The sequence below is a fragment of the Chitinivibrionales bacterium genome, from assembly GCA_014728215.1.
Taxonomy (GTDB): Bacteria; Fibrobacterota; Chitinivibrionia; order Chitinivibrionales; family WJKA01; genus WJKA01.
Genome location: WJLZ01000204.1, coordinates 1 through 8,232, shown reverse-complemented (window position 1 = coordinate 8,232; position 8,232 = coordinate 1). Strand labels below are relative to the sequence as shown.

8 protein-coding genes are annotated in these 8,232 nt (G+C 39.5%); 4 read left to right on the top strand and 4 right to left on the bottom strand.

Annotation, left to right across the window (positions count from 1 at the left end):
* Positions 1-273: 273 nt before the first annotated feature.
* The 3 genes from GF401_18755 to GF401_18745 all read right to left on the bottom strand — a co-directional run bounded on the left by GF401_18755 (position 274) and on the right by GF401_18745 (position 2,392).
* Entirely contained in the window at positions 274-489 is a 216-nt protein-coding gene (locus tag GF401_18755) for a YgiT-type zinc finger protein (GenBank protein MBD3347100.1), read from the bottom strand.
* Between the two features lie 15 nt (positions 490-504).
* The gene (locus GF401_18750; GenBank protein ID MBD3347099.1) at positions 505-816 is read right to left on the bottom strand and encodes a hypothetical protein; all 312 of its coding nucleotides are present in this window, start codon (positions 814-816) and stop codon (positions 505-507) included.
* A gap of 379 nt (positions 817-1,195) precedes the next feature.
* A complete protein-coding gene (locus GF401_18745; GenBank protein MBD3347098.1) occupies positions 1,196-2,392 on the bottom strand; it encodes an AAA family ATPase in 1,197 nt (398 codons plus the stop codon).
* A 558-nt stretch (positions 2,393-2,950) separates the two neighbouring features.
* On the opposite strand from GF401_18745, the gene GF401_18740 reads away from it, so the two are divergent.
* On the top strand, positions 2,951-3,901 hold the full coding sequence (locus GF401_18740) for a Fic family protein (GenBank protein MBD3347097.1): 951 nt from the start codon (positions 2,951-2,953) through the stop codon (positions 3,899-3,901).
* A 623-nt stretch (positions 3,902-4,524) separates the two neighbouring features.
* Here GF401_18740 and GF401_18735 read toward each other — a convergent pair.
* Complete coding sequence (locus tag GF401_18735) at positions 4,525-5,796, bottom strand: AAA family ATPase (protein MBD3347096.1); 1,272 nt, start codon at positions 5,794-5,796, stop codon at positions 4,525-4,527.
* Between the two features lie 755 nt (positions 5,797-6,551).
* On the opposite strand from GF401_18735, the gene GF401_18730 reads away from it, so the two are divergent.
* From GF401_18730 to GF401_18720, 3 genes are all read left to right on the top strand, one after another.
* Positions 6,552-7,724 carry an AAA family ATPase gene (locus GF401_18730; protein ID MBD3347095.1) on the top strand — a complete coding sequence of 391 codons (1,173 nt, stop codon included), beginning with the start codon at positions 6,552-6,554 and terminating at the stop codon, positions 7,722-7,724.
* A gap of 11 nt (positions 7,725-7,735) precedes the next feature.
* Positions 7,736-7,918 carry a hypothetical protein gene (locus GF401_18725; protein MBD3347094.1) on the top strand — a complete coding sequence of 61 codons (183 nt, stop codon included), beginning with the start codon at positions 7,736-7,738 and terminating at the stop codon, positions 7,916-7,918.
* 71 nt (positions 7,919-7,989) lie between these two features.
* Positions 7,990-8,232: ATP-binding protein (locus tag GF401_18720; GenBank protein MBD3347093.1), on the top strand; the 243-nt coding region annotated here is incomplete at its 3' end.

Here is an 8,232-nt window from a genome sequence, read left to right as displayed (position 1 = left end):
TCTCTGTTATGCGTGGGCTGTGATGGGTAATCATTATCACCATCTTCTACGACCATTTGATCTTAATTTGACAATTATCATGCGACAACCTGATAGTACTTGTGCCCCGGTATTATAATCGTACCTATAATCGAAAGGGTACGTGTTTCAGGATTGATATAAGGCTCTTGATGCATTAGCAAATGAGGTATGTGAAAACTATGGAATTACGCTGAGCGCATTGCTCTCAAGAGGACGGCTGGATAATCGGTCTTAGAAAAGTGAAAATAAAAATTATGCTGCTTTTTTATGTTTAAATGCCGGTGAAAATTTTTCCATTTTGCGTAAAGCTTCACGGTCAAATAATTGCTCACCACAGTCGGGACATTCTTCAAATTCTAAATCAGGTATTATATAGTTTTTCCCGTTATATTCATCAGAATAATCCCGTTTTATTTTTTTAATTTTATTGCTGCCGCATGTTGGACACGAAGAAATTTTGTTGATCATTTCACCTTGCCTGCTTTAACTTGATTTCTTTGAAGAAATTATAAAATAGAATACGTCCTGACCTTGCTCCTTGACCAGCTTCCCCTTTGTATAAATCGGCAGACCATGCATATTCGGACTTTGAATTATATATAAATATTCCTTAATACTTTTCTTGAATACGCTTGTAGATCGAATCCTTTTATAAATTGCAACAGCATTGCTTATAGATTCAAGTACATCAAGCTCTGTAATATGGTCAATTTTCATCTCATCCCAGGCTTTTCTGGAAAAACGAAAATTACCCAGGAGGATTGCTCTTTTTATTCTAACTAAAATTTCTGTCATTATATTACTATTCCATTATTACAATTTTAAAATATGTTATCCTGAAACTCAAGTCAAAACTCTGGCATTCAAATATCGTTCTAATACCAGGTGACCGACTTGCTTTATTGCTTTAACACCTCTATATCATTACAGACAGACCAGTAAATCCAACATCACAGGAGAAACTTATGCCTCGCATGCAACGATTTGAATCACCAGGATCAATCTATCACGTCATGGCACGTGGTATTAATGGATTAGACATTTTTCGAGAAACTGATGATTAGTAAGATTTTAGGATTCGGTCAGGCAATCGAATTACCGGTCAAGCCAAGCTGCTGATTGAAAATGTACCATCCGATAATTCATGCCTTGAAATACACTTGGTTACGCACCCTTACACTAACTGGCTAAAAAAAGTTTTGTCTGGTACAATAACAGGTCCTGTTTCCTTAAAACAGTCTTTATTGACATAAGGTATGTTTTTAGTAATTTGGAATGCGTTTGGGCATTGAAGTATTTCTTTAAAGTAATGCAATGACGGGGAAATTGATTGTCTGGATATTTTAGCTTCGGCAACAAACCAGGGGATGTCATCGCGAATGACAGCAAAATCTACTTCACGTTTCTGTTTATCCCGCAGGTAATGAAGTTCGAAGGAACCAAACCCTGTATCGGTGAGATAATGAACATATTTTAAAAGATGAGAAGCTGCAAAATTTTCAAACCGTGCACCGGGATCTTTGACCAAAGACCAATCCCACAAGTAAATTTTCGGCTCACGAAGAAGTGATCGGGCTATTTTTTTTGAATACGGTCTGATACGAAAGCAGTAGTACATTTCTTCAAGTGTATCAATCCATCGTCTAACAGTATCGACACTTACCTGTAAGTCATGTGCCAGATGCGAATAGTTGATCTGACTACCGGCGCGATCGGTAAGCATATCCGCCAGAGTGCGCACCCGTGCGGCATCGGATATGTGGGTCAAATCACGCAAATCTTCTTTAAACAGCAATTCCAGACGAAGCCTGCGCCAGCGGTTATAAAATCGTTTGTTTGATTTAATATAGGGATCAGGAAAACCGCCAAATTCAAATAAATTATTATATGTTGTATCAGGGATTGTAACCGGGTTGACGATCACTGTGTCTGGTAATTCAGGAAATACTACTTCCCGCACCGATAATGGATGCATACGTAAAGGGAAATATCTTCCCATCAGGCTGTCTCCTCCATACCGGTAAGCACTTAATCGGGCGCTGCCGGTAACACATATAGATAATTTCTTTCCATATAAGTCGTAAAAACCTTTAAGAAAATTTTTCCATTTCGGGAACTTGTGGATTTCATCAAACACGATACATGCTTTTTTTTCCGAAAGCACATTTAAACCAAGGGTTTCATACAGATGTTTTGGTCCCTTAAGAATACTGGTCCTGTCTTCAGGTACATCCCAATTAAGGTATTTTGAGCCTGGGAGAGCGTCACGTGATGATGTCGTCTTACCGACCTGACGCGGACCGGAAAGCAGAATCATTTGCTGTTCATCGCAAAAATGTTTTTTAAGGTAGTTTTCGTATATTCTATTCATTTATTAAATATAAACACACACACAGGCTTGTGCAACCAAATTTAGACCAATCGTAATATGGTCATGACCGTATTACGATATGCACGAATTAGGTCACAGCTCCGAACAACATAACAGGGCAGGTGCACATCACCACATAATCCGTTGTCAAATTTTATTTAATAAACATATTGATGCTTATGCTTTAACTCTAAAATGTCGTTCAGATTCCACATTTAAACAATCCTAAAATATACGGCAACGGACTTGCTTTATTGCTTTAACATGATTGTATCCACTTAGAAACTTACCATTATAAATACCAGAGGAGATCCTCAATGCCCCGCATGCAACGATTTGAATCACCAGGATCAATCTATCACGTCATGGCGCGTGGAATAACACGAAACGGGGTTGCATTAGTTGCAATAACACTCCTCATACAATAAGCTCAATAAATGCTTAAAATCGATTATCAGTAATTTTCCAAATAATTTAAATCTGCTTCATGGATTCAGGAAATTATATTGATATGGTATACATGTATTTTTAAGCCTATGCCATATTAAGAAAAATGCTATGAAAACCAAATATATAGATTCTTTACTGCTGAATAATTTAGCACAAAAATTTAATACACTAAATAATTTACGTCCTTTACCTAAAGTTGCGGTTGCTCAAATAAGAGAACAGTTTAAAATCGAAATGGCGTATAATTCTAATGCGATTGAAGGTAATAGTTTAACTTTAAAAGAAACAGCACTTGTTGTAAATGAGGGCTTTACCATAAAAGGGAAGCCTTTCAAAGATCATCTTGAAGCAAAGAATCACAAAGAAGCACTTGAGTTTTTGTATGATCTTGTTTCTGGTACAAAAAGGCATTCTGTTTCTGAAGGGCTAATCAGGACTGTTCACCAGCTGGTTATGCATGACACTGACAAAGAATGGGCTGGAAAGTATCGCAATAGTAATGTTTATATAGCGGGAACAGAGCATGTATCGCCGGATGCTCTTGACGTATTGAAAGAAATGCGATTACTTGTCAGATGGTTTGCAAAAGAGACTGGTAGTACACATCCAATAGAGCTGGCTGCATTGTTTCACCATTCCTTAGTAAAAATTCATCCGTTCTTTGATGGAAATGGGAGAACTGCCCGGTTAATGATGAATGTAATACTCATGCAGGCAGGTTATCCACTAGTGATAATTCTGAAAAATGACAGAAAAAAATACTATCGAGTATTAGAACAAGCTGATAAAGGTAATTTTAAAGAACTTGTAGTTTTTATTTCGCTTGCCGTAATGCGTTCTCTTGAGATTTATATAAAAGTTCTGACACCAATAACAAAAACAAGAGAAACGTTTATGCTCCTAAGCGATGCTGCGAAAGAAACAAAATTTTCTCCGAAATATTTAAATTTATTATTGCGGCAAGGAAAACTGGAGGGGCATAAAGAAGGCCGAAACTGGCTAACCACCAAAGAAGCGATTGCTCGATATTTGGAAAAAAGGGAAAGAAAAAGAAAATAATATTAGGGGACGGACTTGCTTTATTGCTTTAACAAAAATGAATGCAAAAGTATTAAAGAAGTTTCAGTATAGTTTTTTTGTGCCTGGCTTTCCCAGGTAGGGCGATTTACAGTATACGTACCACCCCTTGAAGGGTTATAAGAATGAACAGAAAATATTGGGGTGAATACGTAGTCTCATTTTCAGCCGGGGTATAAGGGGGCGAAAGCCACCTTCCGGAACTGTCCTGTTTTAATAAATAAGACTATGCATACCCCCTTTACAACACTATGAGGTGTTTGAGGGACGGAGCTGACCATTGATTAAACTATCTCCCCCTTTTCTCCAGCATTACCATAAACGAACTTGTGAACCAGGCTGCTGAGCAATTTGATATTGAAAACTCTTCAATAATAAAACCGGGACGATGCTCAGGAAAACAAAATGTCAATGCTCGATCACATGTATGCTATCGGGCCTATCGAGACCTTGGTATGACTATGGTTGCAATAGGGGAGTTTTTTAGGATCACTAATGGAGCTGTTTCGCGTTTAGTGCGCAAAGGGGAGGTGCTTGCTCACAATGAGAACGAGCGCTTGTCCAGAATCCAGTAACCTGAGACCTGAGACCAGCCCCCATTCTCTCTATCCTTTCTCCAGTAGCCAGTCTTCTAAAGGAATGAGGCGAATATTCTCATCTCGGCTTCGAGTCTGCTGCGTAATCACAGTGAAAACGGCTTTTGGGGGAATAATCTTCTTAACCCAAAAGAACTCCTGAATGCTGACTGTTCGCTGATATTTTACCTCTATAAACTCATTGCCAATAAAATCGATTTCTTTTTTTCCAAGGAAATACCTTAGCGGTGTCATTGTATTGAAATGCCGAAGTTCTGATGCAACAAGTGCTTCAACAAGAGCACTTTTAATGACTGGATCAGCAAGAGCTTGTGAACTTAGCTGCCAGGTCTGATCCCACCCTTTGCCGAAATCATTAAATAAATGAAAGATGAATGGATCCGCAGGAAAGAACTTCCTATTCTTTCGGGGAGCGCTGACGGAAGAACCGGGCTCACTCCAATGTGATGCAAGGGTTATGTAATTGCTTTCTAAAACCGTGAGCAGCGCCTCAGCTGTGGAATTTGATCCGATACCGCAGTCGCGAGCCATTGATATAACGCTTGTAGGTGATCCCGTCCTCTTAGCCAAATAATGTAGTAAAGGAGAAATGTCCGATCGTGTGTGACCACTTCGGATAAATGCACCTTCTATCCAAGCGCTATAGAGGGCATATACGAATGATGGTATATAGCCGTGCTCAAGATATTCTCCAATAGCCCACGGCATACCACCCGTGAGCAGAAATTCATCTAATTTCAATTCACGAGCAACATCATAGTATCGCACAGGAAGAAGCTCATAATCTACAGGATGCCTTTTTCCTCGCCTTCCGGGAAGTAGATCCGCTCCCTTGGCCAGATCCATGGCGTTGGATCCCGTACAAACAAAAAGTGCATTTCTCGCAAGACCATCGTCAGCAAGAATTTTGAGTGCTTTCCACCATTGCCTAACCGAGGTAACCTCATCGACAAGCACTATGGTACCGTTCAAACGTGGCTTGAGAAAAGATTCAAGTTCGAAGAGAAGATCCTGCCAGGAATCACTTCTCTCAGCATCAAAAATGGCGAGCTTGTCTGGTTGGGCGCCTTGAGCAAGGGATTTTGCTGCAAATTGCCGAAGAAAAGTGGACTTGCCCGTCTGTCGTGGCCCTCGTACAATCAGAATTCCCGGGGGATCCAGATCGATAGTATTAGCTAATCGAGCCGTGTGAGGAAGCTGAACTCGTGCACTGCGCAGTTGATCAAGCTTAGGATCATCCTGCTCCCATCGATTATTTACAAGCCAAGGTTGTAATATCATAGGTTAAATATAACTTATATAAAAGTTAATTGCAACTTTTATAGTAAAGTTTATGGGTGATTCCATTTCAGAAACAGAACTGACCATTGGTTACAACTCTTGAAGCAACCAGTCTTCAAGCGGTATCAATCCTGCCCTGGAATGACTCAAATACTCAAATAGGGGACGGACTTGCCTTATTGCTTTAACAAAAATGAATGTAAAAGTATTAAGGAAGTTTCAGTATAGTTTTTTTGTGCCTGGTTTTCCAGGTAGGGCGATTTACAGTATACGTACCACCCCTTGAGGGGTTGAAAGAATGAACAGAAAATATTGGGGTGAATACGTAATCGCATTTTGTCATTAACATTCTTAAAGGTGTAGAATACGGTTGCAAAGCAACCAAACTATTATGTCTTTTGCCTTTTCAGCCGGGGTATAAGGGGGCGAAAGCCACCTTCCGGAACTGTCCTGTTTTAGTTAAAACCAATAGATCGAGAGATCGAAAGAGTTGAATGCGATTATTCTTCTGACGCTCCATATACGGCATGTGCTATATTTTTTATTATTGTGCATAAATCATAGAAACAATTCATAAGGAAATAAACGCCTCAAAATCCTGCTATTTCAAGGAATCTATCTAAATAATAGGAGATGGAACAATCAAATCCTGATGTATCGGGGCGGTTACAGCCAGGGACAACCACGGTTCGGATTTACCCGATATATTCGAACTATATGTTGACTCCGGTGGTCCTATTAATTATAATTAATTTATGTATGAAAGACAACTGCATCTTAGCAAAAACTACAGCTTTTTCCTGTTTGGAATGAGGGGTACCGGCAAATCTACTCTGCTCAAGCATTCATTCAAAGATTCAAATGTTTTTTGGATTGACCTTCTTCTCGCTGAAGAGGACTTGAAATACCGTAAAAATCCTGATATTTTAAAACATGAGATTACTGCCCTTAAAAATGACAATAATCTTCCACAGTTTGTTATCATTGATGAAATTCAAAAAATTCCTGCTTTGCTCGATGTTGTGCACTATTTAATTGAAAACGAAAAATTGAAATTCGCACTCACCGGTTCATCTGCAAGAAAAATCAAGCGGGGTGGGGGTAATCTGCTGGCGGGAAGGGCATTTGTACAAAACCTGTTCCCATTGACTCATATCGAATTAGGAAAAGACTTTTCTCTTGAGAAAGCACTGGCATGGGGGACTTTGCCGGCTTTGTACAATGAACAAATAGATTCTCAGACAGATAAAACCAGATTTTTAAAAGCGTATGTTTATACTTATCTGAGAGAAGAGATACTCATAGAGCAGCTTGTCAGACAAATCGACCCATTTTACACCTTTTTAGAGATAGCTGCTCAAGCAAATGGAGAGATTTTAAATTATTCGAAAATAGGAAGAAGTACAGGCGTCAGTGATAAATCTGTAGAAAAATACTACACGATTCTGGAAGATACTCTGTTTGGATTTCATCTTCTTCCCTGGCATTCATCGGTTAGAAAGCAACAAATTTCCAGCTCAAAATTCTACTTTCATGATACCGGCATTGTCCGTGCACTTCAGGGGCAATTTTCTGAAATAAGCCGAAAATCGACCTATGAATATGGTCGCCTGTTTGAAAGCTTTATTATTTCTGAAATATTCAGGTTGAACCACTACACAGAGAAAGACTATAAGCTTTACTATTTAAAAACCAAAGACGGTGTAGAATTGGATCTGATTGTAAAAAAATCTCCTCAAGATCATCTTTGTATCGAAATAAAATCCGGGGAAGTAAATAACCTGAACGATTTCAATAGTCAAGTCACCCTTTCAAATGCAATACCGGGTTCAAAATTTATGGTTCTATCACAGAACAAGAAAGCTCTTTCTTCCGGTAGTATCACAGTGTATCCATGGAAAGCTGGACTGAAAAAAATCTTCTCTTGAATTGTTACATAATGGAAGGGCGCCTTCCTCCGCGTGTACTTGGACTGGTTGTTGAATGGGCTGCCAACCACCGGGAAGAGCTTCTTTCCGATCGGGAGAAGGCTCGAAATGAACAGCCCTTGACCCCTATTAAACCACTTGATTGGGAGACCGGTATGATCTACGCCATAAAACAGGGCACCTTTGAACCCTGAAAGTATTTAAGGATGGCTTTCGACAAACATAATAAGTGACAAACATAATTATTGTGTGTATATTACCTTATATGAAATTACCGTTTTTGAATCGAAATGCAGAGTTGAGCAGAATCAACCGTGCCCGAGCTGGCCAGGAGGCGGCTTTGATGATTGTCTATGGCAGAAGGCGATGTGGTAAGTCACGACTTATCAATCAGTTACCGGAGCGGGAGATCCTGTATCATCTGGCTGATTTAAGCGAGCCCACCTTGCAGCGCACCAATCTGGCACATGATATCCAACGCTATCTTCCCGGATTTGCGGATGTTATT

Excerpts from the sequence above, each read along its gene's own strand:
- GF401_18750 (MBD3347099.1), bottom strand. The coding sequence starts at position 816 with ATGACAGAAATTTTAGTTAGAATAAAAAGAGCAATCCTCCTGGGTAAT.
- GF401_18735 (MBD3347096.1), bottom strand. The coding sequence starts at position 5,796 with ATGATATTACAACCTTGGCTTGTAAATAATCGATGGGAGCAGGATGAT.
- GF401_18740 (MBD3347097.1), top strand. The coding sequence starts at position 2,951 with ATGAAAACCAAATATATAGATTCTTTACTGCTGAATAATTTAGCACAA.
- GF401_18745 (MBD3347098.1), bottom strand. The coding sequence starts at position 2,392 with ATGAATAGAATATACGAAAACTACCTTAAAAAACATTTTTGCGATGAA.
- GF401_18730 (MBD3347095.1), top strand. The coding sequence starts at position 6,552 with ATGTATGAAAGACAACTGCATCTTAGCAAAAACTACAGCTTTTTCCTG.
- GF401_18755 (MBD3347100.1), bottom strand. The coding sequence starts at position 489 with ATGATCAACAAAATTTCTTCGTGTCCAACATGCGGCAGCAATAAAATT.
- GF401_18725 (MBD3347094.1), top strand. The coding sequence starts at position 7,736 with ATGGAAGGGCGCCTTCCTCCGCGTGTACTTGGACTGGTTGTTGAATGG.